Genomic DNA, 22,261 nt, shown 5'->3' on the forward strand with positions numbered 1-22,261 from the left:
TCGGCGATTCTAGGCTTTCGAGCCGCGGGCCCGGGCAATTAGAATGCCCGCATGCAGCCTTCGCTCCCGACCACCGATGCGGACGAACGCGACCAGGCCTGGATGCACCATGCGCTGGCGCTGGCCGACCGCGCCGAGCGCGAGTTCGACGAGATCCCGGTGGGCGCCGTGCTGGTGGGGCCGGAAGGCGAGGTCGTGGCGGAAGGCTGGAACCGGAACATCGGCGAGCACGATCCCACCGCGCACGCCGAAATCGTGGCCATGCGCAAGGCCGGCCAGGCGCTGGGCAACCACCGGCTCATCGGCTGCACGCTGTACGTGACGCTGGAGCCCTGCGCGATGTGCGCGATGGCGATGGTCCACGCCCGCATCGCGCGCGTGGTCTACGGCGCCGCCGATCCCAAGACCGGCGCCGCCGGCAGCGTCTTCGACCTGCTGGCCGATGCGCGCCACAACCACCGCGTCGAGGTGACCGGCGGCATGCTTGCCGGAGAGGCCGGCGCCCGGCTGCGCGACTACTTCCGGCGCAAGCGCGGGCGAGCCGCGGGCTGAGGCACCTGCAGGTGCCACGTTATGATGTGGGATTGCCGCGCCGGGATCCGCATGCCCGCCGCGTACCGATATTCGACAAAGGAACGACGTGAGCGAAAGCAGCAACCGCCTGGCGTGGATCGACCTGGAAATGACCGGCCTGGACACCGACAACGACTCCATCCTGGAGATCGCCACGGTGGTCACCGACGCCGACCTCAACATATTGGCCGAAGGCCCCGAACTTGCCATCGCACATCCGCTGGCGCGGCTCGAGGCGATGGACGACTGGAACCGCAACCAGCACGGCAAGTCCGGGCTGTGGCGCCGGGTGCTGGAGGAGGGTGTGCCGATGGCCGAAGCCGAGGCGCGCACCCTGGAGTTCCTGGGCCGCTGGCTGAAGCCCGACGAGTCGCCGATCTGCGGCAACTCCATCTGCCAGGACCGCCGCTTCCTGCACCGCTGCATGCCGCAGCTCGAGCGCTTCTTCCACTATCGCAACCTCGACGTCAGCACCATCAAGGAGCTGGCCCGCCGCTGGGCTCCTGACGTGCTGGCGGGCATCCGCAAGCAGGCCGCGCACACCGCGCTGAGCGACGTCCACGACTCGATCGCCGAGCTCCGCCACTACCGCGGCGCCATGGGCACCTTCGCCTCCCACAAATAGCGCCGACGCTCTTTTGTAGGAGCAGCTATAGCTGCGACCGGGCGTAGCGATGTTCACCACCGTTAAAAAAAAGGCCGGGCTGCGAAGCCCGGCCTTCTTTTTTGCGACAGTGGTCGCGGCTATAGCCGCTCCTACGAAAGCGGGTGGGGTCAGCCGGCGGCTTTCGACTTGGCGAGCTTCAGCCAGGTGTCGACCACGGTGTCGGGGTTGAGCGACAGCGACTCGATGCCCTGCTGCATCAGCCATTCGGCAAGGTCGGGATGGTCGCTCGGGCCCTGGCCGCAGATGCCGATGTACTTGCCCTTGGCTTTCGCGGTCTGGATGGCCATCGCCAGCAGCTTCTTCACCGCCGGATCGCGCTCGTCGAACAGGTGCGCGACCACCGCGGAGTCGCGGTCGAGGCCCAGGGTCAGCTGGGTCAGGTCGTTGGAGCCGATCGAGAAGCCGTCGAACATCTCCAGGAACTCGTCGGCCAGCAGGGCGTTCGACGGCACCTCGCACATCATGATGACCTTGAGCCCGTTGACGCCGCGGCGCAGGCCGTTGGCTGCCAGCACCTCGAGCACGCGGCGGCCTTCGTCCAGCGTACGCACGAACGGGATCATCACCCAGAGGTTGTCCAGGCCCATGGTCTCGCGCACCTTGAGCACGGCGCGGCACTCGAGCGCGAACGCATCGGCAAAGGCCTTGTCGACGTAGCGGCTGGCGCCGCGGAAGCCGATCATCGGGTTCTCTTCCTCGGGCTCGTAGCGCGAGCCGCCGATGAGGTTGGCGTACTCGTTGGACTTGAAGTCCGACATGCGCACGATCACCGGGTTCGGCGCCACCGACGCGGTCAGCGTGGCGATGCCCTCTGCCAGGCGGTCGACGTAGAAGCTCACCGGGTCGGCGTAGCCTGCGGCGCGCTCGTCGATCTTCTTCTTTGTTTCCGCATCCTGCGCCGCGTACTGCAGCAGCGCATTGGGATGCACGCCGATGTGCGCGGCGATGATCATCTCCAGGCGCGCCAGGCCGATGCCGGCGTTGGGCAGCTGGCCGAAGTCGAACGCGCGCTCCGGGTTGGCGACGTTCATCATGATCTTGAGCGGCGCCTCGGGCATCGAGGTCAGGTCGGTGGTGATGCGCTCGAAGGGCAGGGCGCCGGCGTAGATGAAGCCGGTGTCGCCCTCGGCGCAGCTGATGGTGACGGTGGCGCCGTCCTCTATCATGTCCAGTGCGTTGCCGGTGCCGACCACGGCCGGCACGCCCAGCTCGCGGGCGATGATCGCCGCGTGGCAGGTGCGGCCGCCGCGGTTGGTGACGATGGCGGCGGCGCGCTTCATCACCGGCTCCCAGTCGGGGTCGGTCATGTCGGCCACCAGGACATCGCCGGGCTGCACGCGATGCATGTCGTCCAGAGAGCGCACCACGCGGGCCACGCCGCTGCCGATCTTCTGGCCGATGGCGCGGCCTTCGCAGACCACGTCACCGCGGCTGCCGAGCATGAAGCGCTCGATCTGGGTGGCCTTCGCGCGCGACTTCACGGTCTCCGGTCGCGCCTGGACGATGAACAGCTTGCCGGTCACGCCGTCCTTGGCCCACTCGATGTCCATCGGGCGCTCGTAGTGCTGCTCGATGGTCAGCGCCTGGCGGGCGAGCTCATGCACGTCCTCATCGCTGATCGAGAACTTCGAGCGCAGGGCATCGGGCGTGTCCTCGTTGCGCACGCGCTCGCCGGGCTGCTCGGAATAGACCATGCGGATCTGCTTGGCACCCAGCGAGCGGCGCAGGATGGCGGGACGGCCCTGGCGCAGCGTCGGCTTGTAGACGTAGAACTCGTCCGGGTTGACCGCGCCCTGCACGACGTTCTCGCCCAGGCCGTAGCTGGAGGTGATGAACACCACGTCGCGGAAGCCGGACTCGGTGTCGAGGGTGAACAGAACGCCGGACGAACCGACGTCGGAGCGCACCATCAGCTGCACGCCCGCGGAGAGGAACACGTCCTCGTGCTTGAAGCCGTGGTGCACGCGGTAGGCGATGGCGCGGTCGTTGTAGAGGCTTGCGAACACCTCCTTGACCTTGACCACCACGTCGTCGGCGCCGGTGACGTTGAGGAAGGTTTCCTGCTGGCCGGCGAAGCTTGCATCGGGCAGGTCCTCGGCGGTGGCCGAGGAGCGCACGGCGACCGCCACGTCCTGGCCACCGTTGTCGGCGCAGAGCTTGGCGTAGGCGGCGCGAATGTCGGATTCGAGCGCGGGGTGCAGCGGTGCGTCGATCACCCAGCCGCGGATCTCGCCACCGGCACGGCCCAGCGCGGGCACGTCCTCGACATCGAGCGTGGCCAGCTTGTCGAAGATCCGCTGGTGCAGGTCGTTGTGGGCTACGAAGTCCTTGAACGCGTCGGAGGTGGTGGCGAAGCCGCCGGGCACGGATACGCCGAGTCGGGCCAGGTTGCCGATCATCTCGCCAAGCGAGGAATTCTTGCCGCCAACCTGTGCAAGGTCGGTCAGGCGAAGGTCGTCAAGCCACAGGATGTTGGCGCTCAAGGCGGACTCCGGAGGGAAATCGGTGGATCGTTGGGAAAGGCGGCCGGCAGCGGCACCGGACGTCGAGTCCGGGTATTTTAGCAAGCCATCCAGCCGCGGGGCCCGCGGCGCAGCAGGAAAAAACGCATGTCGACGCCGCGCCCGGTCTTTTATGTCTCGGATGGCACCGGAATCACCGCCGAAACCATCGGCCACAGCCTTCTCACCCAGTTCCGCGACACGGCGTTCGCCCCCGAGCGCATCCCGTTTGTCGACAGCGTCGAGCGCGCGGCGGAGATCGCCTTGCGCATCCGGGCGGCAGGCGAGGCCTGCGGGTTGCGGCCGATCGTGGTCAGCTCGTGCGTCAATGTCGACTTCACCGCGGCCATCGCGGCCAGCGGCGCCATGCTGCTGGACGTGTTCGAACCGTTCATGAGCCTGCTCGAGGCCGAGCTGGGCGAAAGCCGCCAGGCCCGCGTGGGCCAGGCGCACGGCATGGTCGATTTCGACGCCTACCACAAGCGCATCAACGCCATGAACTATGCGCTGACCCACGACGACGGCATGTCGATCAACTACGACGCGGCCGATGTGATCCTGGTGGCCGTGTCCCGCGCCGGCAAGACGCCGACCTGCGTCTACCTGGCGCTGCACCACGGGATCGCGGCGGCCAACTACCCGCTGACCGAGGAAGACCTCGAACACGACCGGCTGCCGCCGCGCCTGCGTGCGCACCGCGCCAAGCTGTTCGGGCTGAGCATCGATCCCGTGCGCCTGCAGCAGATCCGCCAGGAGCGGCGCCCGAACTCGAAGTACGCCGAGCTCGAGACCTGCAAGCGCGAGGTGGCGGCGGCCGAGGCGCTGTTCCGTGCCGAGCGGATCCCGGTGCTGAGCACCACCCACACCTCGATCGAGGAGATCTCCAGCAAGGTGATGTCGACCCTGGGCATCCGCCGCGGCATGTTCTAGGTGACCGTGTAGCATCGAAGGCATGTCGCAACTCGTCGCCCGCCGCCTGCATGTCCCCGGCCTCAGCCGCCTCGGCTGGCTTATGGCGCTGTACGCGGAAAACCACTCGCGGCTGGTGCGCCTGTTCGAAGCCGGCGACCTGGCGGTCGGCGGATACGTCTCCAGCATCGGAGACGGCCTCGACCTGCGCCTCGACGTGGTCGAGCGCCACGCCTACACCAGCGAGCTGCGCATGGCCTACGTGGCCTTGCCCGATCCGGTCACCGGCCAGCCCGATCCATCAGCGTTCCTGAAGCTGTATCGCGACGCACGCCAGGTGGAGGCGACCCATTGCTACGTCGGGCGCCGCTGGCAGGACGCGATCGGAATGTTCCCGCCGCCGGCGCAGCTGCTCGGGCACCGGATGCGGATGAACACCTTCCTCGGCAAGTGGCTGCAGTACCTGGCTGAAAGCGGGCATGGCGTGGCCACGCTGGCGCCCGTGCCTTCATGCCCCGCGGCGGTGGCGATGCTATCTTCGAAAAGCAGTTCCCCCGACAGCAAAAGGTGAACCCATGACGACGAAGCTCGACAAACCGCTTAAGCGCGAAGTGCAGATCGGCGACAAGGCATACACCCTGACCATCGACCCGACGGGCTTGAAACTGGTCGAAAAGGGGCATCGAAAGGGCGTTGAAATCGACTGGCCGGAGATCGCCGCGCGCGAAGGCGGCAGTACTGGCTGAGCGGGCCGGCAGGGCAGGCCCGCAAAAGAAAAAGCCCGCCATGAAGGCGGGCTTTTTCCGTGTTGGCGTCCCCACGGGGATTCGAACCCCGGTGTCCACCGTGAAAGGGTGGTGTCCTAGGCCTCTAGACGATGGGGACTTGAAACCGTCCGCACTCATGACCGGCCCGGGTCGATGAGTGGTGGAGCCAGGCGGGATCGAACCGCCGACCTCCTGCATGCCATGCAGGCGCTCTCCCAGCTGAGCTATGGCCCCACGTTGCTGAGCCCGAAATTGTAGGGGCGGGAAATCGTTCCGTCAACACATGTCATCGCGTTGCCCCGGATGTCCTGTGCAGCAGGCGGGCGGCGTACATCATGGGGACAATCATCGCCCTGTGCTTTCAAAGGATCCCCGCATGGATACCGACCCGCAGTTCCCCAGCCGCCCCTCGATCGACTCCGCATCCCTGGTCGCCAGGGTCCAGGCGATCCTGACGTCGCCGCACACGGAGTGGCCGGTGATCGCCGCTGAAGACGCGGGCATCAAGGACCTCTACACGCGCTACATCATGATCCTTGCCGCCATCCCGGCGGTGTTCGGCTTCATCAAGGGCAGCCTGATCGGGCACAGCATGCTCGGCATCAACGTGAGCACGCCGATCCTGATCGGCCTGTTCGGCATGGTGCTCGGCTACGTGCTGGGTCTCGTGGTGCTGTACGTCGTGGCGATGAGCGTCAACGCGCTGGCGCCGTCGTTCGGCGGCCGGAAGGACCAGGTGCAGGCACTCAAGGCGGTCGGCTACGCATGGACGGCGGCATGGGTGGCCGGCATCGGGGTGGTCATCCCGTGGCTCGGCTGGCTGGTCGCGCTGGCCGGTGCCGCGTACAGCATCTACCTGCTGTACCTCGGCTTGCCGCACACCATGAAGTGCCCGCCGGAGAAGTCGCTGGGCTACACGGCGGTCAGCGTGGTCATCACCTTCGTGCTGAGCCTGATCCTGGGCGCGATCCTGGCCGGAATCACCGGCGCGGGCGCGCTCGCCAGCGGTGCGCTGGGCGGCAGCGGCAGCGGCGTGACCTTCGACGAGGACAGCCGGCTCGGCAAGCTGGAGCGGATGGGCAAGCGCATGGAAGACGCCGCCCGCGACGTCGAAGCGGCCAAGGCGAGTGGTGACGGCAATGCGCAGGCCAGGGCGCTTGGCGCGATGATGGGCGCCATGTCCGGCAGCACGGGCGCGGACGGCGAGCCCGTGCCGGCACTTGCGCCCGAAGAGCTCCGCGCGCTGTTGCCCGACAGGCTCGGCAACAGGACCCGGACCAGCATTTCCGCGAGTCGCAACAGCGGCATGGGCATGGAGATCAGCCAGGCATCCGCCACCTATGCGTCGGACGACGGTTCCGGCGAGATCCAGGTCGAGATCGTCGACCTTGCCGCCATGGGCTCGATGATGGCGATGGCCAGTGCCTTTGGCGTCGAGGAGAGCACCGAGACCAGCGACGGCTTCGAGCGTACCTACAGCCGCGACGGCCAGCTCTTCAGCGAAGAATGGAACAGTGCCCGGAAGTACGGCACGTACAGCGTCACCGGGACCAACCACTTCAAGATCGAGGCGAGCGGCAACGTGGACAGCTTCGACGAGCTCAGGGGTGTCGTAGGCCAGATCAAACCCCGCCGGAACTGATCCGGCAGCGGCCCGGAAAGGGGCGCCCGGGACCGGGCGCCCGCATCCGGTCAGTCGCCGTGGCGGGCGTATTCGATCGTGCTGCCATCGCGTTGGACAAGCTCGACCGCATAGGGATGGACCGTGCCGTCGGGGAGCTCCATCCCCGGTGATCCCGCCGGCATTCCGGGCACGGCAAGTCCGCGCGCATCCGGGCGCTCGGCCAACAGGCGCTTTACATCGTCCGCTGGCACGTGGCCTTCGACGAAATAGCCTTCGATCTCGGCGGTATGGCAGGAGCCCTTGGCGTAGGGCACGCCCACGCGGTCTTTCACCGGCCCCATGTCGTCGTGGTCGTGGACTTCGACAGCGAAGCCGGCGCCGCGCATGTGCTCGATCCAGGCGACGCAGCAGCCGCAGGTGGGGTTTTTGTGCACCACCAACAGTGACGACCCGGGAGTGTTCGCCGGCGCGACGGCAGTGTGCGCAGGCACGGGCGACCGGAGCGCGGGCGCGGCGGGGGCGCTGCTGTCGGCCGTGCAGGCCGCGAGCACACCGAAGACACCCGCCAACACCATTGCCAAACCCTTGTTGATGTCATTCATCATAAATATCCTGTAAGTAGCTGTTTAAAACCAGAATCTAAGGCCGAGAACAGCGCTCGTGTCGCGGATCGACCCGCCGTCGCCCCGACGCAACCGACTGGTGTTGCCGAACGTCCGTTCGTGGACCACGCCGATGTACGGCGCGAAGTGGCGATTGAACGCGTAGCGCAGGCGCAGGCCCGTTTCCACCGAGGACAGTCCCGAGCCGACACCACGGACCGGGTCGTCCTTGCCGAAGAAGGTGGCTTCCACCACGGGCTGCAGGATCAGGCGATTGGTGAGCAACAGTTCGTACTCGACTTCCGCGACCAGCGCCGTACGGCCGGATTCCGCGACATAGCCGGTCACCGAGACCTCGAACATATGGGGGGCGAGCCCCTGCACGCCGAACGCCGCCCAGGTCTGCGCGTCGCCGGGGGCGAACTCGTGCTTCACTCCTGCGACCACGTCCCACCATGCCGAGACGCTGCGCCCGTAGAGCAGCTCGAGCTCGGCCGACTCGGTCGTGCCTCCGCTGCGCTCGCCCTCGGTGCGCAGCCACAGCCGATGCAGGTCGGTGCCGAGCCAGCCTTGCGCTTCCCAGGCCAGGCCGCTGCCGGGGTCGGCATCCCGGGCCTCCAAGCGGTTGAACAGCAGATAGCTGTTGACCGCCGGGGCGTGCTGCATGTGTTGTTCGAGCTCCGGGAAGGCGGCTGCGCGATCGGCGTCGGTGAGTACCGGGATTGGCGTGATGGGGGCCGGGGAGTCCGACGGCCTGGCATGACCGGAGTGGTCCCCCGTCGAATGGTGCATCTTTGAATGGTCCTGCGCCTGGACCTGGCCAGCTGCGACTCCCGCCAGCATGGTGGCCAGCGCGAGCAGCGTGGCGTGCGTGCCGCTCATGCCTGCTCCTCCACACGCACTTCGCGCATCATGCCCGCCTCCATGTGGTACAGGAGGTGGCAGTGGAAGGCCCAGCGGCCGAGCGCATCGGCGCGCACGCGGAAGCTGCGCTTCGTGCCCGGCGGCATGTCCACGGTGTGCTTCCGCAGCTGGAAATCCCCGTCCGCGCCTTCGATGTCGCTCCACATCCCGTGCAGATGGATCGGGTGGGACATCATGGTGTCGTTGACCAGCACGATCCGCAGGCGCTCTCCGTAGGTCATGCGCAGCGGTTCGGCGTCCATGAACGCTTCACCGTTGAACGACCAGGCGAACTTCTCCATGTGCCCGGTCAGGTGCAGCTCCACCTCGCGGCCGGGATCACGGCCATCGGGATCGTCGAACAGGCTGTGCATCGCGCCATAGGTCAGCACGGTGCGGCCGTTGCCGCGCAGACCGACGCCGGGATCATCCAGCTTCGGCGCCAGCGACATCGCCTGCATGTCGATCAGCGGATTGCCGTCCTCGCTGGCCGGGTGCTGCTGCATGCCGCCCGGCCCATGGTCCATTCCCGCCATCGGCTGCGCGCCGTGGCCGCCGTGCGCGCCGTGCCCGGAGTGGTCCATGGCCGCGTGGTTCATCGCGCCATGATCCATCCCGCCATGATCCATCCCGCCGTGGCCCATGTCGTCCATGGTCAGCAGCGGGCGCGGGTCCAGCGCCGGTACTGGCGGCGCCAGGCCGTGGCGCACGGCCAGCGTGCCGCGGGCATAGCCGGTGCGGCCGCTGTCCTGGGCGAAGATGGCGTACGCATCCTGGCCGCCCGGTTCGACCAGCACGTCGAAGGTCTCGGCGGTCGCGATCCGGAACTCGTCCACCGTGATCGGATGGATGTACTGGCCATCGGCCGCGACCACGGTCATCTTCAACCCCGGAATGCGCACGTCGAAGTAGGTCATTGCCGAACCATTGATGAAGCGCAGCAGCACCTTCTCGCCGGGTTGGAACAGGCGGGTCCAGTTGCCCGCCGGCGCGGCGCCGTTGAGCAGGTAGGTGTAGGTGTGGCCGTTAATGTCGGAGATGTCGGTCGGCGTCATCCGCATCCGGCCCCACATGGCGCGGTCGCGCAGCGTGGAACCGAAGCCATCGGCACGCGAGTCGCGGATGAAATCGCCAACGGTTCGCTGATAGTAGTTGTCGTAGGCGGAATCCTTCTTCATCCGCCGGAACAGCGCCTCCGGATCCATGTCCGTCCAGTCCGACAGCAGCAGCACGTGCTCGCGGTCGTAGTGGTAGGGAGGCGGCTCGCGCGGATCGATGACGATCGCGCCGTACAGCCCGGCCTGCTCCTGGAACATCGAGTGGCTGTGGTACCAGTACGTGCCCGACTGGTTGACCTGGAAGCGGTACTGCCAGGTTTCGCCGGGCGCGATGCCGTCGAAGCTCAGGCCCGGCACGCCGTCCATGTTCGCCGGCAGGATCAGGCCGTGCCAGTGGATCGATGACCAGGCGTCACGCAGGCGGTTCGCCACCCGCAGGGTGACCGTGTCGCCTTCGCGGAAGCGAAGGATGGGGCCGGGCAGGCTGCCGTTGACGGTGGTCGCCAGGCGCGGGCGCCCGGTGAAGTCGACCGCAGACCGGCCGATCGACAGATCGAACCGGCTGCCGCGGAGCACGGGCACCTGCGGATGCGGCGCGGCAAGGCCGGCCCGGGGGGCGATGCCCAGTGCGGCCATCGCGCCGCCAGCGGCCAGGCCCTGGACGAAACGACGTCGGGGGAAGTTCGCGCCAGGGCGCGGGGGAGGGTGGTGCATGGAATCTCCGGATCACGCTGCAACGCCGCGGGCCGTGCCGCGACATCGAGCTTCGATGGATCACCGCCCGGACAGTGCCGGGCGACAGCCGAAAACCGGCGCCTGGTGGCGCCGCGGTCAGGCGATCGGAGGGCGGATGGGACTCGTCAGCGGCGGGGCCGGATGGCCGGCGGCCAGCCGGTGCAGGCTCGCATCCGTCCGCGGCCGCGCCACGCCGACCATGGGGGACGGCGCCACCGCCACCGCCAGCGACGCGTGCATGCAGGCCTGGCGGCACTGCGGGGTGTTGCCGCAATCGGAGCCGCAATCGGAGCCGCCGGTGGAGTGGCAGTCTGCCGCGGGATCGGGCGCGACGGTCCCGGGCCCGGCCGCGTTGGCCACGGCATCGGCATGGCCGGCGCAGTCGCCGGGCATGGCCGACAGGGCGTTGTCCGCGACGGTCGCGGCCGGCGCCACGACAGGCGGCGGCAGCCCGGCCAGCACGCCCGCCACCGCACCGCCGATCCCGTTCAGGACCAGGACCAGGGCAAGCAGGATCTGCAGGGGCAGGGCATACGCGCGCACAGTGCCGCCAGTCTAGCGCGTCCCGTCCCCGCCGGACGGCTGCGAGCCGCGCGCCATGGGCAGCTGCCACCCCCAGCGCAGGGCCGCCATCCGCAGGCCGAAGCAGACCAGCCCGCCGATGGCCGCGGACACCAGCACGGGCGCTTCCAGCAGGTTGCCGGCAACGACGATGGCCGCCCCTGCCAGCGCGGCAACCGCGTAAAGGTCCGAGCGCAGCACTGCCGGGACCTCGGCCAGCAGGATGTCCCGCGCCATGCCGCCGCCGATGCCGGTCAGCATGCCCATCAGCGCCGCCATCACCGGGCTGAGCCCGAACACCAGTGCCTTGTGGGTGCCGGCGACGGCGAAAAAGGCCAGGCCGACCGCATCAAGCATCCGCACCGGATTGCGCAAGCGCTCGACCAGCGTCGACCAGTAGAACGCGATCACGCCCGCCGCCATGGCGACCGCCAGGTAGCGCCAGTCCTGGAACGCGGCCGGCGGCGTCGCGCCGATCAACACATCCCGGCTGATTCCCCCGAAGGTCGAGGCCGCGAAGGACAGCACCAGCACGCCGAACAGGTCCAGGCGCTGGCGCACGCCAGCGGTCGCGCCGCTGACGGCGAACGCAAAGGTGCCGCACAGGTCCAGTACCAGCACCAGGGTGCGGTGGAATTCGGGGGACCCCTGGAGTTCGGCGGCAATCATCGCGGGCAGCTTACACAAGCCCTGCATGGTCCAGAAATGTGAAGCCGGACAATGGCTTAGGGGGGTCCCTAGGTTGTCGCGCGGCGCCGGTTGCAGGACTGTCACGGTATTGCCGAAAGGAAGCACCGCCCATGACCTTCGATTCCATTGCCGCATCCCCGTCCCACGCCGCCAACGCTGCGTTCGTCGACCGGCCCGGCGATTTCATCAGCCCCAGCGGCTATGACTACAACGACATCATGGGCGTGCGCGGCAGTCCGCACGTGACCCAGGCTTTCATCGACAAGGTGGAAGCCATCGCGGCGCGCATCGGCACCAAGCCCGAGTACCTGATGGCGGTGATGAGCTTCGAGTCGGGGCAGAGCTTCCGGCCGGACGTGGTGAACCCGCTCAGCGGCGCCACCGGGCTGATCCAGTTCATTCCGCCGACCGCGCAGGGCCTGGGCACCTCGACCTACGCGCTTTCACAGATGAGCGCGATCGAACAGCTGGACTATGTCGAGAAGTACTTCGGCACCTACAAGGGTGAACGGCTGGGCACGCTGGAAGGCCTGTACACCACCGTGCTTTACGGGCATCCGGTCTCCGACCCGGGCGCCACGTTGTTCGACAGGGGCGACGGCAAGGCCTATACCCAGAACGCCGGCCTGGACGCCAACCGCGACGGCCGCATCACCTCCGGCGAGGCGACCAGCCGCGTGCGCCAGCAGGCCACGACGGAGCTGCCGCCGCCGGGTGGCAACGTCTCCAACCCGGGGCCCACGCCCGATCCGGGCCCGGCACCGACTCCCACTCCAACGCCCACGCCGGCGCCATCCGGCGGCACCTACACCGTGCGTGCGGGTGACTCGCTGTGGGCGATCGCCAATGCCAACAACACCGACTGGCAGACCCTGGCCCAGCTCAACGGCCTGCGCGACGCCAACACCATCCATCCCGGCCAGGTACTGCAGCTTCCGGGCGGTGGCGGCCAGGCCGATCCGGGCTCCTATACCGTCCGCGCCGGCGACACGCTCTCGGGCATTGCCAGCGGATTGGGGACCGACTGGCAGACGCTGTCCCGGCTGAACAGCCTGGGCGATCCGAACATGATCTATCCGGGCCAGGTGCTGCGGACGCCGGGTGGCGGCGATACCGCGCCGGCCACGGGCACGCATACCGTGCAGTCCGGCGAGAGCCTGTCGACGATCGCCGAGGCCCGCGGCACCGACTGGCAGACGCTGGCCCGGCTCAACGGCCTGAGCAATCCCAACCTGATCTTCCCGGGGCAGGTGCTGAGGACGCCGGGTGGCGGCGACGCGCCGGCACCGGTCCCGGAGACCGGCACGCATACCGTGCGGGCGGGGGAGACGCTGTCGGGCATCGCCGGCCAGTTCAACACCAGCTGGCAGACGCTGGCACAGCTCAACGGCCTGGCCAATCCGAACCTGATCCACGTCGGCCAGACGCTGACCGTGCCCGGCAACGGCGATGTGGCACCGGTGCCGAATCCGGTGCCGGGTCCCGGCGGTGCCAGCACCGATCGCAGCAGCTTCTTCCTGGCCCAGCCCGATGGCTGGTCCTGCGGCCCGACCTCGCTGACCATGGCGCTGGCCGCCTGGGGCGTGCGCCCGAACACCATCGCCACCCGCAACGAGGCGGTCGGCCTGATCGGGCAGAACTGGGGTGAGGGCGTGCCGGGCAACGCCTCGCTGATCGCCCAGGGCGCGCGCAACGCCGGCCTGCAGGCCAGCTTCAACCCCAGCGGCTCCGCGGCATCCGTGCGCGGCGCGCTCGAATCAGGCCAGACCGTGATCCTCAACGGCGGTTTGCCCGGCGGTGGCGGGCACTTCATCTATGTGGCCGGCATCGATGGCAACGGCAACTTCATCGTCGGCGACCCCGCGCGCCCCGGGATCACCACCATGACCGCCAGCCAGCTCGAGGCCTTCTCCTACGCCAATCCGGGCCAGCACCCGAACGGCTTTGCGGCGATCTGGAAGTAACAGGCGGGTAGGCCGGCACGGATCCGTGCCGGCCCTCACCGGCGGGCTCGCTGATGCGCCGGCAGGGCGCGGGTGCAGGGGTGGCTTCGCCGGAATCGTTCCGCTGGCGATGTTCCACCGGTAGAGTTCGAGCGGCGCTATGCGCAAAGCGGCCAGTGAGTGTCTGTGGAGTTCTGGCCGGTCCACCTGTCGCCGGAGCTCGTGATGAACAACCGCATCGCTGTGCGCACAACACGCTGGCCCGTCCGGGTCGCAAGCCTCCTCGTTCTCGCCGTCGGCCTGTTCATGACCGTCGGCGGTGCGCGCCTGGTGCTGCTGGGGGGCAGCGCGTACTTCGTGCTCGCCGGCCTCGCGCTGACGGTGTCCGCGGTGCTGATGTTCCGCGGTCGTCGCCTCGGCGCGTGGATCTACGCAGCGACGATGCTGGCCACGCTGGGCTGGGCGCTGTGGGATGCAGGACTGGAGACCTGGCCACTGATCTCGCGGCTGTTCGCATTCGGCGTGCTCAGCGTGCTGGTGGCGCTGGCCTACCCGTGGTTGGCGCGGATGGACGGGCGGCCGGCGCGGCGCGCGGCACCGTACGCGCTCGCCGGCGTGCTTGCCCTGGGCTTGGCGGCCGGCGTTGTGCTCATGTTCCGACCGGTGGTGCCGGTCCAGGCCGATGCCGACTCGACCCCGATGCCCGCGCCCGCGACGCCCATCGGTGACGGACGCTGGCAGGGCAACGACATTACCGGCATGCATTTCGCTACGCCGGACCAGATCACCCGCGACAACGTCGGCCGGCTGGAAGTGGCCTGGACCGCGCGCACCGGCGACATCCCCGAAAGCACCGGCTCCGGCGCCGAAGACCAGAACACCCCGCTGCAGATCGGCAGCGACCTGTTCGTCTGCACCGCCTACGGCACCGTCCTGGCGCTTGATGTCGATACCGGCCGGGAGCGGTGGCGCTTCAATCCGAAGGCCACTGCGCCGAACTGGCAGCGCTGCCGTGGACTCGGCTATCACGAGGCGACCGCCGCGCGGGCCGCTGAAGGGGTCTCCGCCGAGTCGCAGCCCACAACGATGTGCCCGCGCCGGCTGTTCCTGCCGACCCTCGACGCCCGCCTGATTGCGCTCGATGCCGACAGCGGACTGCCCTGCGCCGGCTTCGGCACTGGCGGCACCGTCGATCTCTCCATCGGCATGGGCGAGATCAAACCCGGCTACTACCAGCAGACCTCGACCCCGCTGGTCGCGGGCAACCTGGTCGTGGTCGGCGGCCGCGTCGCCGACAACTTCGCCGTCGACGAACCGCCCGGCGTGGTGCGCGCGTTCGATGCCATCACCGGCGCGCTGGTCTGGGCCTGGGACCCCGGCAATCCTGCTACCACCGGAATGCCGCCGGCGGGCGAGACCTACACCCGCGGCACCCCGAACGTCTGGGCGTCGATGTCGTATGACCCCGCGCTCGGCCTGATCTACGCGCCCACCGGGAACGCAACGCCCGACTTCTGGTCCGGCCACCGCAGTCAACTGGACGAGAAGTATTCGTCGGCCGTGGTCGCACTCGACGCCGCCACCGGCCGTCCGCGCTGGCATTTCCAGATGACCCATCGCGACCTGTGGGACTTCGACATCCCCGCGCAGCCGCTGCTCTACGACCTGCCAGATGGCGCGGGCGGCACCATGCCCGCGCTGGTGCAGATCACCAAGCAGGGCGAGATCTTCGTGCTCGACCGCCGCAGCGGCGTGCCGATCACCCGGGTCGTGGAAAAGCCCGTGCCGCAGGGGAGCCTGCCCGGCGAGCGCTACGCACGCACCCAGCCGTTTTCGGTGGGCATGCCGTCGATCGGCAATGCGACGCTCACCGAGTCGGACATGTGGGGCGCCACGCCACTCGACCAGCTGCTGTGCCGGATCCAGTTCAAGGCCATGCGCCACGAGGGCGTGTACACGCCGCCCGGGCTCGACCGTTCGCTGCAGATGCCCGGCTCGCTCGGCGGGATGAACTGGGGCGGTGCGTCGGTCGACCCGGCCACGCACACGCTTTTCATCAACGACATGCGCCTGGGACTGGCCAACTACATGGTCAGGCGCGCGGACGTGCCCACGTCCGCCAGCGGCATCGAGATGGGCATCGTGCCGATGGAGGGCACGCCCTACGGCGCGATGCGTGAGCGCTACATGTCGCAGCTCGGCGTGCCGTGCCAGAAGCCGCCGTTCGGCACCATGACCGCGATCGACCTGGTTGGCCGCAAGGTGCTGTGGCAGGTACCGATGGGCACCGTGCGCGATACCGGCCCGCTCGGGATCAAGATCGGGCTCCCGATCCCGATCGGGATGCCGACCCTCGGCCCCTCGCTGGCCACCGCATCCGGGCTCGTGTTCTTCGCCGGCACCCAGGACTACTACCTGCGCGCGCTCGACGCGCGCACCGGCAAGGAGCTGTGGAAGGGCCGGCTGCCGGTCGGCAGCCAGGGTGGCCCGGCCAGCTACGTCTCGCCGCGCACCGGCCGGCAGTACGTGGTAATCACCGCGGGCGGCGCACGCATGTCGCCGGACCGGGGTGACTACGTGGTCGCCTATGCGCTGCCCGGGGGTAACGAGGCGCGGACGCCGCAGTGACGCTGCTTTGACGGAAGGCCCGGCCTGTTTGCTTCCGCCCACTGTGGCGGCTCCGCGCGCTCGTATGGCAATCCCCCCACATGTACGCTACGGATCGCGCCGCCCTCGTTTTCCCAGCTTGCAAGTGCTTTCGCGCGAAGCTGCAACGGGGTCGGGAATTGCAGGTCTTCGTCAGGCATAAAAAGCTCCGAAGCAGCAAGGCTCGCACACTGGATTCAGTGGTAACCGACGGTCATCACATAGTCTCGAAGCAGCGATTCCTCGTACTCGACTTCCTGCATGAGCGCTTGCAGCGCATCGCGGGCATTGAGCACTCCCATTGGCCGGGAATCCTCGTCTGTCACCGGAACGTTCTTCAAGCCACGCGTTTTCATCTTCGACCACACCTCGTCCATCCGATCTCCGGGCCGACAAGCAAGAACATCGCGCACCATTACAGATGAAACCGCGGTGGTGCAGCCGCATCCTTGGCATCGACTGATCTGGTCGACGACGTTGGTCTTGGTCACGACGCCCACCAGCACACCATTCACGTCGCAAATCACCACAAGGTCGGTCCCGGTATTGCGCAAGAGTTTGGCGGCCTCGATGAGTTGCGCGTCGTCGGCAAGCATGACGAGCCGCTCGCGCGCTACAGGCAGCGATGCTTCAATGAATATCATGGTGCTCCTCCGGGTTCACGCTCGCGTTCATTTGAAGGCTGTTTGCATGGTAGCCATGGCACCGGCAACGGCCAATGCGACACAGGCCAGACGCATCGCTACCAGCACCGCGAACCTGGCAGGTGAGTGCATGTAATCCTCAATGACCACCTGCAGGCCGAGTGCCGTGTGATGGAACAACGCCAGCAGCAACAGGATCATCGCAACGGCATTCAATTCCGGGTGCAGTTGAGATGGTGTGGCATCGGTAAAGGCGGAAGGGGTCTTCGAGTGCGTCGAGCCGTTCATCCGCTGCGTCGTCACGACTGTCGGCAAGCCAACGCCAAGCTTGGAGCAGTACCGCAGGGCCCAGGAAACGGTCGCCATTCCACCAATGACTGGGGCAGCCCGACGTGCAGCAGAAACATAGAATGCACTCGTAAAAACCATCGAGCTTGCGACGCTCCTCCACCGATTGAAGTCGTTCGCGCTCGGGTTCTGGCGTTCTGGACTTGAGCCATGGCTCGATCGCGGTGTATTGCGCGAACACATGCGTGAGGTCCGGAACAAGATCTTTGACGACCGGCATGTTCGCCAGTGGATAGATGGTTGCTGGCGAAGCCAGGTCGGTGATGAATCGCATGCAGGCGAGCCAGTTCGTGCCATCCATGGTCATGGCGCAGGAGCCGCAGATGCCTTCGCGGCATGAGCGTCGGAACGTAAGGGTTGGATCGACCTTGTTCTTGATCCAGAAAAGTGCGTCCAACGTCATTGGGCCGCAGTCGTCGAGATTGACTTCAGACGTATCCAGGCGCGGATTGGCCGTGGAATCTGGGCGGCGCGCGGCAAGTCATTGATCGGTTTGCGGGACATGATTTGTGGTTCGTGCCCGGAGTCACCGAGAAAGGTCATGCGAAAGTAGTCCCGCGAGCGGGAGATGCCCGTGAAGGTCCTTCAATGTGCGCGATCTGCGTGGCATTTATTGAAGGTGCTGACCATGTTGAACTCCCAGCGGTCGCACTTGCGTGCCCGCGGCCAAGCGGGAGAACTCCGAGCAGTACGCCATCTGCCAAGGTTCCCACCCATGCCGCATACCGCGTCGGTGCCGGAGTTGACCTTGGCCGAACTCCTGTGCATGAGGCTGCGGCCCTGGGCGGACGCCCCGGCGATGACCCGGCATTAACCCGGGGCCCATTAGCATGGCGGGCGCACCGCACCCAGGACAGGAGTCCACTTGACTTCCGTTTCCGACGCATTCGTGCTTTTCGGCGCCACCGGCGACCTTGCCTACAAGAAGATCTTTCCGGCATTGCAGGCGCTGGTCGCGCGCGGCCGCTTCGACATGCCGGTGATCGGCGTGGCCCGCGCCGGCTGGACGGTCGACCAGCTGCGCGAACGTGCCCGCGAGAGCCTGGTGCACAACGGCGGTGTGGATGAAGCCGCCTTCGCCCGGCTTGCCGCGCAGCTGCGCTACATCGACGGCGACTACACCGACGCCGGCACCTTCGAGCGCCTGCGCAGGGAACTCGGGGCCGCGCAGCGGCCGCTGCACTACCTGGCCATCCCGCCGGGCCTGTTCGGGACCGTGGTCCGCGCGCTGGGCGCCAGCGGTTGCGCACGGGGCGCGCGGGTGGTGGTCGAGAAGCCCTTCGGCCGCGACCTGGCCTCGTCCCGGGTGCTCAACGCCACCCTGCACGAGGTGTTCCCGGAATCCTCGCTCTTCCGCATCGACCACTACCTGGGCAAGGAAGCAGTACAGAACCTGCTGTACTTCCGCTTCGCCAACGCCTTTCTCGAACCGCTGTGGAACCGGGAGTACGTCGACAACGTGCAGATCACCATGGCCGAGGCCTTTGGCGTGCAGGGCCGCGGCGGCTTCTACGACGGCGTCGGCGCGATCCGCGACGTGATCCAGAACCACCTCCTGCAAGTGGTCGCGCTGCTGGCGATGGACGCGCCGATCGGCGGCGATCCCGAGTCGATCCGGGCGGAGAAGCTGCGCCTGTTCCGCGCCATGCGCCCACTGGAGCCCGGCGAGCTGGTGCGCGGCCAGTTCCGCGGCTATCGCGACGAGCCGGGGGTGGCGAAGGATTCGGACGTGGAGACCTTCGCCGCGCTGCGCCTGTACATCGACACCTGGCGCTGGGCGGGGGTGCCGTTCTACATCCGCGCAGGCAAGTGCCTGCCGATCACCTCGACCCAGGTGATGGTGGACCTCAAGTGCCCGCCGCTGTCGATCTTCGACGAGAGCCAGCCGGCGCATTCAAACTATTTCCGCCTGCGCCTGAGCCCGGAAGTGGTGATCTCGACCGGTGTGCGGGTCAAGCGCGCCGGGGACCAGATGTGCGGCGAGGCCGTCGAACTGACCGCGCGCCACCAGCACGTCGACGAAAAGTCGCCGTACGAACGCCTGCTCGGCGATGCGGTGCGCGGCGACGCCGGCCTGTTCACCAGCGACGAAGCGGTGGAGGCCGCCTGGCGAGTCGTGGATCCGGTGCTGCAGGAGCACGCGCCGGTCGAGTCTTACGAGCCGGGCAGCTGGGGGCCGGCGTCGGCGACCGGAATCGTTGTCAACGACGAAGGCTGGCACGACCCGCAGCCCGAGACGAGCGAGCCGTGCTAGACCGCGAGCCCGCCACCCCTGAACCCGCCACCGCTGAATCCGTATCGACACGACAGGAGTCGTCATGAACCACCTGCAATCCCTGCGCGAGCTCGGCCAGAGCCTGTGGCTGGACAACATCACCCGCGAGATCCTCGACGACGGCACGCTGCAGCGCTACATCGACGAGTACGCGATCACCGGCCTGACTTCGAATCCCACGATCTTCGACCAGGCGATCGGCGACAGCGACGCCTACGATGCCGGCATCGGCGAGAAATCCGCCGCCGGCAAGCGCGACGCCGAGCTGTTCGTCGAGCTGGCGCTGGAGGACCTGCGCCGGGCGGCGGACCTGTTCCGCCCCGTGTTCGATGCCACCGGCGGCGTCGACGGCTGGGTGTCGATGGAGCTCTCGCCGCTGCTGGCCGCAGACACCACCGGCAGCATCGAGGCCGCCAGGCGAATCCACGCGCAGGCCGGGCGCGACAACCTGTATGTAAAGATCCCGGGCACGCCGGAAGGCGTGTCGGCGATCGAGGAATCGATCTTCGCCGGCGTGCCGATCAACGTGACCCTGCTGTTCTCCATGCAGCAGTATGTCGCGGCGGCAGACGCGTACATGCGCGGCATCGAGCGGCGCATCGAGGCCGGCCTGGACCCGGTGGTGGGCTCGGTCGCTTCGCTGTTCATCAGCCGCTGGGACAGGACCAGCGCGGAGCAACTGCCGGAAGAGCTGCACAACCGCCTGGGCATCGCGGTGGGGCAGCAGACCTATCGCGCCTATCGCGATCTGCTGGCTTCGGATCGCTGGAAAAAGCTCGCCGCGGCAGGCGCGCGGCCCCAGCGCCTGCTGTGGGCAAGCACCGGCACCAAGGACCCGAAGGCGTCCGACACGCTCTACGTCGAAGCGCTGGCCGCACCCGACACGATCAACACGGTGCCCGAGAAGACGCTGCATGCCTTCGCCGACCACGGCAAGGTGCGCGGCGCGCTGGCCGACGATGGCGGCGACTTCGCCACCACGCTTGCGAAGATCGCCGCGGCCGGAGTCGACATCGACGCGCTGGCCGCGCAGCTGCAGCGCGACGGCGCCGACGCCTTCGTCAAGTCCTGGAACCAGCTGCTGCAGCGCATCGCCGACAAGGCGCGGTCGCTGGCCGGCGGCCGCTGAGCAAGGTGGCCATGGACACGAACATCAGCCCGATGGCCGGCAAGCCGGCGCAGCCCGCGCAGCTCGTCGACATCGACAAGCTGCTTGCCGCCTACTTCGACGTGACGCCGGATCCGTCGGTCGCCGCGCAGCGCGTGGCGTTTGGTACCTCCGGCCACCGCGGCAGTTCGCTGGACGGCAGCTTCAACGAGCACCATGTGCTTGCCATCACCCAGGCGATCTGCGAATACCGCAAGGCGCAGGGCGTCGACGGGCCGCTGTTCCTCGGCATCGACACCCACGCGCTGTCCGCACCCGCGCGCGACAGCGCGCTGGAGGTGCTGGCCGCGAACGGCGTGGAAGTGCGGATCGCGCAGGGCGACGAGTTCACGCCCACGCCCGCGGTTTCGCATGCGATCCTCGTCCACAACCGCGACCGTGACTCGCACCTGGCCGACGGCATCGTCGTCACGCCTTCGCACAATCCGCCTGGCGACGGCGGCTTCAAGTACAACCCGGCCAACGGCGGGCCGGCCGACACCGCGATCACCCGTCAGGTGCAGGACCGCGCCAACGCGCTGCTAGAAGCGGGCCTCAAGGGCGTGGCGCGCGTGCCGCTGGCGCAGGCGCACGCCGCGAATACCACGCGCGAACACGATTTCCTCAATCACTACGTCGCCGACCTCGGCAAGGTGCTCGACTTCGACCTGATCCGCGGCTCGGGCATCCGCATGGGCGTCGATCCGCTGGGCGGTGCCGGCGTGCACTACTGGGCGCGCATCGCCGAGCGCTATCGGCTGGATCTCGATGTCGTCAGCGAGCAGGTCGACCCCACGTTCGCCTTCATGACCCGCGACTGGGACGGCAAGATCCGCATGGACCCGTCATCGTCGTACGCGATGCAGCGGCTGATCGGGATGAAGGACCGCTATGACGTCGCCTTCGCCTGCGACACCGACCATGATCGCCACGGCGTGGTGACGAAGGCGGGCCTGCTGCCGTCGAACCACTACATGGCCGCGATGGTCGACGACCTGTTCCGCCACCGCCCGCAGTGGGACGCGAATGCCGCCGTGGGCAAGACCGTGGTCAGCAGCAGCATGATCGACCGCGTAGCCAAGCAACTCGGGCGCAGGCTGTACGAAACGCCGGTAGGCTTCAAATGGTTCGCCGACGGCCTGTTCGACGGTTCGCTGGGCCTGGGCGGCGAGGAAAGCGCGGGCGCCAGCTTCCTGCGCCGCGACGGCAGCGTCTGGACCACCGACAAGGACGGGATGGCGCCGGCGCTGTTCGCCGCCGAGCTCACCGCGCGCCACGGGCACGACCCGGCCGAACACTACCGCGGGCTGTGCGAGGCCTTCGGCGAGGTCTTCTCTGACCGCGTTGAGGCGCCGGCCAGCGCACAGCAGAAGGAGCTGCTGGGCAAGCTCTCGCCCGCGCAGCTGAAGGCCGACAAGCTCGCGGGCGCCGACATCCGCCAGGTACTGGACAAGGCGCCTGGCAACGACGCGCCGATCGGCGGCATCAAGGTCGTCGCCGACAATGGCTGGTTCGCCGCACGGCCGTCGGGCACCGAGGACATCTACAAGATCTACGGCGAGAGCTTCGAGAGCCCCCACCACCTGCAGGCGATCCTCGCCGAGGCGCAGGGCATCGTCGATGCGGCGCTCGCCGAAAGCTGAAGACACCCGCATCCCCCTGTGGGAG

Annotated in this window: 20 protein-coding genes, 2 tRNA genes and 1 pseudogene; 12 read left to right on the plus strand and 11 right to left on the minus strand. The window is 67.9% G+C overall.

Going from position 1 to position 22,261, the window contains the following annotated elements; genetic code table 11:
* Nucleotides 1-51 precede the first annotated feature (51 nt).
* Nucleotides 52-552, plus strand: coding sequence for a tRNA adenosine(34) deaminase TadA (gene tadA, locus ACW7G5_RS05910; protein WP_457002625.1), 501 nt, complete (start codon nt 52-54; stop codon nt 550-552).
* Nucleotides 553-640: 88 nt separating this feature from the next.
* Nucleotides 641-1,198 carry an oligoribonuclease gene (orn, locus tag ACW7G5_RS05915; protein ID WP_457002627.1) on the plus strand — a complete coding sequence of 186 codons (558 nt, stop codon included), beginning with the start codon at nt 641-643 and terminating at the stop codon, nt 1,196-1,198.
* 149 nt (nt 1,199-1,347) lie between these two features.
* Here the strand turns inward: orn and ppsA are convergent, their stop codons facing one another.
* A complete protein-coding gene (gene ppsA, locus ACW7G5_RS05920; protein WP_457002629.1) occupies nt 1,348-3,723 on the minus strand; it encodes a phosphoenolpyruvate synthase in 2,376 nt (791 codons plus the stop codon).
* 126 nt (nt 3,724-3,849) lie between these two features.
* Here ppsA and ppsR point away from each other — a divergent pair, with 126 nt between their 5' ends.
* Genes ppsR through ACW7G5_RS05935 form a run of 3 tightly spaced genes read left to right on the plus strand, consistent with a single transcriptional unit; the run spans nt 3,850 to nt 5,396 of the window.
* A complete protein-coding gene (gene ppsR / locus ACW7G5_RS05925; protein ID WP_457002631.1) occupies nt 3,850-4,671 on the plus strand; it encodes a posphoenolpyruvate synthetase regulatory kinase/phosphorylase PpsR in 822 nt (273 codons plus the stop codon).
* A 22-nt stretch (nt 4,672-4,693) separates the two neighbouring features.
* The gene (locus ACW7G5_RS05930; protein ID WP_457002632.1) at nt 4,694-5,221 is read left to right on the plus strand and encodes a DUF1249 domain-containing protein; all 528 of its coding nucleotides are present in this window, start codon (nt 4,694-4,696) and stop codon (nt 5,219-5,221) included.
* Nucleotides 5,222-5,225: 4 nt separating this feature from the next.
* The gene (locus ACW7G5_RS05935; RefSeq protein WP_457002634.1) at nt 5,226-5,396 is read left to right on the plus strand and encodes a hypothetical protein; all 171 of its coding nucleotides are present in this window, start codon (nt 5,226-5,228) and stop codon (nt 5,394-5,396) included.
* Nucleotides 5,397-5,459: 63 nt separating this feature from the next.
* On the opposite strand, the gene ACW7G5_RS05940 is transcribed toward ACW7G5_RS05935, so the two are convergent.
* Nucleotides 5,460-5,535 (minus strand) — tRNA-Glu (locus ACW7G5_RS05940).
* A 40-nt stretch (nt 5,536-5,575) separates the two neighbouring features.
* A tRNA-Ala gene (locus ACW7G5_RS05945) sits at nt 5,576-5,651 on the minus strand.
* Between the two features lie 142 nt (nt 5,652-5,793).
* On the opposite strand from ACW7G5_RS05945, the gene ACW7G5_RS05950 reads away from it, so the two are divergent.
* Nucleotides 5,794-7,059, plus strand: coding sequence for a Yip1 family protein (locus ACW7G5_RS05950; RefSeq protein WP_457002636.1), 1,266 nt, complete (start codon nt 5,794-5,796; stop codon nt 7,057-7,059).
* Nucleotides 7,060-7,109: 50 nt separating this feature from the next.
* Here the strand turns inward: ACW7G5_RS05950 and ACW7G5_RS05955 are convergent, their stop codons facing one another.
* Nucleotides 7,110-7,532, minus strand: coding sequence for a DUF411 domain-containing protein (locus ACW7G5_RS05955; RefSeq protein WP_457002899.1), 423 nt, complete (start codon nt 7,530-7,532; stop codon nt 7,110-7,112).
* Here ACW7G5_RS05955 and ACW7G5_RS05960 point away from each other — a divergent pair.
* Nucleotides 7,426-7,659, plus strand: coding sequence for a hypothetical protein (locus tag ACW7G5_RS05960; RefSeq protein ID WP_457002915.1), 234 nt, complete (start codon nt 7,426-7,428; stop codon nt 7,657-7,659). The genes ACW7G5_RS05955 and ACW7G5_RS05960 overlap by 107 nt on opposite strands.
* Before the next feature lie 8 nt (nt 7,660-7,667).
* Here ACW7G5_RS05960 and ACW7G5_RS05965 read toward each other — a convergent pair whose 3' ends face one another.
* From ACW7G5_RS05965 to ACW7G5_RS05980, 4 genes are all read right to left on the minus strand, one after another.
* The gene (locus ACW7G5_RS05965; RefSeq protein ID WP_457002638.1) at nt 7,668-8,525 is read right to left on the minus strand and encodes a copper resistance protein B; all 858 of its coding nucleotides are present in this window, start codon (nt 8,523-8,525) and stop codon (nt 7,668-7,670) included.
* Nucleotides 8,522-10,318, minus strand: a complete 1,797-nt coding sequence (locus ACW7G5_RS05970; protein ID WP_457002640.1) for a copper resistance system multicopper oxidase — start codon at nt 10,316-10,318, stop codon at nt 8,522-8,524. The genes ACW7G5_RS05965 and ACW7G5_RS05970 overlap by 4 nt, the downstream gene beginning before the upstream one ends.
* Nucleotides 10,319-10,435: 117 nt before the next feature.
* Complete coding sequence (locus tag ACW7G5_RS05975; RefSeq protein ID WP_457002642.1) at nt 10,436-10,882, minus strand: CopL family metal-binding regulatory protein; 447 nt, start codon at nt 10,880-10,882, stop codon at nt 10,436-10,438.
* 12 nt (nt 10,883-10,894) lie between these two features.
* Entirely contained in the window at nt 10,895-11,569 is a 675-nt protein-coding gene (locus ACW7G5_RS05980; RefSeq protein ID WP_457002901.1) for a trimeric intracellular cation channel family protein, read from the minus strand.
* Nucleotides 11,570-11,700: 131 nt separating this feature from the next.
* On the opposite strand from ACW7G5_RS05980, the gene ACW7G5_RS05985 reads away from it, so the two are divergent.
* Together ACW7G5_RS05985 and ACW7G5_RS05990 are read left to right on the plus strand one after the other, a co-directional pair.
* Entirely contained in the window at nt 11,701-13,554 is a 1,854-nt protein-coding gene (locus ACW7G5_RS05985) for a LysM peptidoglycan-binding domain-containing protein (RefSeq protein WP_457002644.1), read from the plus strand.
* Nucleotides 13,555-13,758: 204 nt separating this feature from the next.
* A complete protein-coding gene (locus ACW7G5_RS05990) occupies nt 13,759-16,161 on the plus strand; it encodes a membrane-bound PQQ-dependent dehydrogenase, glucose/quinate/shikimate family (RefSeq protein ID WP_457002646.1) in 2,403 nt (800 codons plus the stop codon).
* A gap of 215 nt (nt 16,162-16,376) precedes the next feature.
* Here the strand turns inward: ACW7G5_RS05990 and ACW7G5_RS05995 are convergent, their stop codons facing one another.
* The 3 genes and pseudogenes from ACW7G5_RS05995 to ACW7G5_RS06005 all read right to left on the minus strand — a co-directional run.
* The gene (locus tag ACW7G5_RS05995; RefSeq protein ID WP_457002648.1) at nt 16,377-16,823 is read right to left on the minus strand and encodes a CBS domain-containing protein; all 447 of its coding nucleotides are present in this window, start codon (nt 16,821-16,823) and stop codon (nt 16,377-16,379) included.
* Nucleotides 16,824-16,850: 27 nt separating this feature from the next.
* Nucleotides 16,851-17,024, minus strand: a complete 174-nt coding sequence (locus tag ACW7G5_RS06000; protein WP_457002903.1) for a hypothetical protein — start codon at nt 17,022-17,024, stop codon at nt 16,851-16,853.
* A gap of 31 nt (nt 17,025-17,055) precedes the next feature.
* Nucleotides 17,056-17,637 (minus strand): annotated as a pseudogene (locus ACW7G5_RS06005) (succinate dehydrogenase iron-sulfur subunit); the annotation flags it as partial.
* 399 nt (nt 17,638-18,036) lie between these two features.
* Here ACW7G5_RS06005 and zwf point away from each other — a divergent pair.
* The 3 genes from zwf to pgm all read left to right on the plus strand — a co-directional run bounded on the left by zwf (nt 18,037) and on the right by pgm (nt 22,236).
* The gene (gene zwf / locus ACW7G5_RS06010) at nt 18,037-19,425 is read left to right on the plus strand and encodes a glucose-6-phosphate dehydrogenase (RefSeq protein WP_457002650.1); all 1,389 of its coding nucleotides are present in this window, start codon (nt 18,037-18,039) and stop codon (nt 19,423-19,425) included.
* Nucleotides 19,426-19,489: 64 nt separating this feature from the next.
* Nucleotides 19,490-20,575, plus strand: a complete 1,086-nt coding sequence (gene tal, locus ACW7G5_RS06015) for a transaldolase (RefSeq protein WP_457002652.1) — start codon at nt 19,490-19,492, stop codon at nt 20,573-20,575.
* 11 nt (nt 20,576-20,586) lie between these two features.
* The gene (gene pgm / locus ACW7G5_RS06020; protein WP_457002654.1) at nt 20,587-22,236 is read left to right on the plus strand and encodes a phosphoglucomutase (alpha-D-glucose-1,6-bisphosphate-dependent); all 1,650 of its coding nucleotides are present in this window, start codon (nt 20,587-20,589) and stop codon (nt 22,234-22,236) included.
* Nucleotides 22,237-22,261 lie beyond the last annotated feature (25 nt).

This window comes from Luteimonas sp. A501, from assembly GCF_054052085.1.

Bases quoted from the DNA above. Each gene is read 5' to 3' on its own strand.
- ACW7G5_RS06000 (WP_457002903.1), bottom strand. From the start codon at position 17,024: ATGATCCTGTTGCTGCTGGCGTTGTTCCATCACACGGCACTCGGCCTG.
- ACW7G5_RS05950 (WP_457002636.1), top strand. From the start codon at position 5,794: ATGGATACCGACCCGCAGTTCCCCAGCCGCCCCTCGATCGACTCCGCA.
- ACW7G5_RS05990 (WP_457002646.1), top strand. From the start codon at position 13,759: ATGAACAACCGCATCGCTGTGCGCACAACACGCTGGCCCGTCCGGGTC.
- pgm (WP_457002654.1), top strand. From the start codon at position 20,587: ATGGACACGAACATCAGCCCGATGGCCGGCAAGCCGGCGCAGCCCGCG.
- ACW7G5_RS05965 (WP_457002638.1), bottom strand. From the start codon at position 8,525: ATGAGCGGCACGCACGCCACGCTGCTCGCGCTGGCCACCATGCTGGCG.
- ACW7G5_RS05960 (WP_457002915.1), top strand. From the start codon at position 7,426: ATGTGCTCGATCCAGGCGACGCAGCAGCCGCAGGTGGGGTTTTTGTGC.
- ACW7G5_RS05970 (WP_457002640.1), bottom strand. From the start codon at position 10,318: ATGCACCACCCTCCCCCGCGCCCTGGCGCGAACTTCCCCCGACGTCGT.
- tadA (WP_457002625.1), top strand. From the start codon at position 52: ATGCAGCCTTCGCTCCCGACCACCGATGCGGACGAACGCGACCAGGCC.
- ACW7G5_RS05935 (WP_457002634.1), top strand. From the start codon at position 5,226: ATGACGACGAAGCTCGACAAACCGCTTAAGCGCGAAGTGCAGATCGGC.
- ACW7G5_RS05930 (WP_457002632.1), top strand. From the start codon at position 4,694: ATGTCGCAACTCGTCGCCCGCCGCCTGCATGTCCCCGGCCTCAGCCGC.
- ACW7G5_RS05985 (WP_457002644.1), top strand. From the start codon at position 11,701: ATGACCTTCGATTCCATTGCCGCATCCCCGTCCCACGCCGCCAACGCT.
- ACW7G5_RS05995 (WP_457002648.1), bottom strand. From the start codon at position 16,823: ATGATATTCATTGAAGCATCGCTGCCTGTAGCGCGCGAGCGGCTCGTC.
- ACW7G5_RS05980 (WP_457002901.1), bottom strand. From the start codon at position 11,569: ATGATTGCCGCCGAACTCCAGGGGTCCCCCGAATTCCACCGCACCCTG.
- tal (WP_457002652.1), top strand. From the start codon at position 19,490: ATGAACCACCTGCAATCCCTGCGCGAGCTCGGCCAGAGCCTGTGGCTG.
- ppsR (WP_457002631.1), top strand. From the start codon at position 3,850: ATGTCGACGCCGCGCCCGGTCTTTTATGTCTCGGATGGCACCGGAATC.